General features: G+C 62.1%; 1 pseudogene. It reads right to left on the bottom strand.

The features are described from left to right. Nucleotides 1-1345 (bottom strand): annotated as a pseudogene (locus ACTG4J_RS14055) (excinuclease ABC subunit UvrA); the annotation flags it as partial. Nucleotides 1346-1552 lie beyond the last annotated feature (207 nt).

The raw sequence follows: 1552 nt of genomic DNA, 5'->3' as shown, positions 1-1552 counted from the left end.
TATCGCACCATGCAAGGGCCTCGCGGATACTCATCTGCACCACCTCGCCGGCATGAAGCCCCGCGATCTTCACCGCCAGCGCCTCGGGCCGCAAGCGATAGCCACCGCAGGCGCCACAGGATCGGTTGTTCTGATATTGCTCGAATTCCTCGCGAATCCATGCGCTGTCGGTCTCGCGGTAGCGGCGTTCCATGTTCGGGATCACGCCCTCGAAGGTCCGCTTCACTTGGTAGACGCGCCCGCCCTCGTCATAGCGAAACGGGATCTCTTCCTCGCCCGAGCCGCGCAGGAAAACCTGTTGCACCGCCTCGGGCAAGTCTTTCCACGCCGCTTTCGCGTCAAAGCCGTAATGGCGCGCGATGGCTTGGATCGTCTGGGTGAAATAGGGGGATTTGCCCTTGCGCCATGGCGCGATGGCCCCGTTTTCAAGGCTGAGCGCCGCATCAGGCACCATCAGGCGCTCGTCAAAGAACAACTCGGCCCCCAAGCCGTCGCAGACCGGGCAGGCCCCGAAAGGCGCGTTGAAGGAAAACAGGCGCGGCTCGATTTCGGGGATGGTGAAGCCTGAGACGGGGCAAGCGAAATTCTCGGAAAAGGTGATGCGCTCGGGGTCACCCTCGGCGGGGGCGGTCTCGAGGATGGCGATGCCATCGGCCAGATCCAGCGCGGTGCGGAAGCTATCGGCCAGCCGCGTCTCGGTGCCCGGCCGCACAACGATGCGGTCGACCACAACATCGATATCATGGCGGAATTTCTTGTCGAGCGTGGGCGGCTCATCCAATTCGTAGAACTGGCCATCGACTTTGACACGCTGAAAGCCCTGCTTGCGCAGCTCCATGAATTCCTTGCGGTATTCGCCTTTGCGGTCGCGCACGATGGGGGCCAGAAGATAGGCACGTGTCCCCTCCTCCAGCGCCATGACGCGGTCGACCATATCTTGGACCTGCTGGGCCTCGATGGGCAGACCGGTGGTCGGGCTAAAGGGCGTGCCCGCGCGGGCGAACAATAGCCGAAGGTAGTCGTAGATTTCCGTCACCGTGCCAACGGTCGAGCGCGGGTTCTTCGACGTCGTCTTTTGCTCGATGGAAATCGCGGGGGACAACCCCGAGATGTGATCGACATCGGGCTTTTGCATCATGTCGAGGAACTGGCGCGCATAGGCCGACAGGCTTTCGACATAACGCCGCTGCCCCTCGGCATAGATCGTGTCGAAGGCGAGGCTCGACTTGCCCGAGCCAGACAGGCCGGTGATCACCACCAGCTTGTCGCGGGGGATGTCGAGGTCGATGTTCTTGAGGTTGTGTTCGCGCGCGCCGCGCACCTCGATCTGTTTCATCTCGGGCATGGTTGGGCCTGTCCTTAACCGTCTGGCAAGAGATAGGCGAAGGTGCCCGAGTCTCCAATGAAAAAATGAGAACGTTCAGCGAACATTTACCATTATGGCGGCGCGATAGGCGATTGCCGTTGCCAGCGCCCCGAAAACCCCCACCGCGATGGCCATGGGCAGGCTTGCCCCCGCGCCAAGCGCGGCCAGAACGGGTGTTCCCCCGAA

The organism is Roseicyclus sp. (assembly GCF_965662675.1).
GTDB lineage: Bacteria > Pseudomonadota > Alphaproteobacteria > Rhodobacterales > Rhodobacteraceae > Roseicyclus.
Note: the sequence above shows the minus strand (reverse complement) of the source record. Positions and strands in the feature narration are given on the sequence as shown.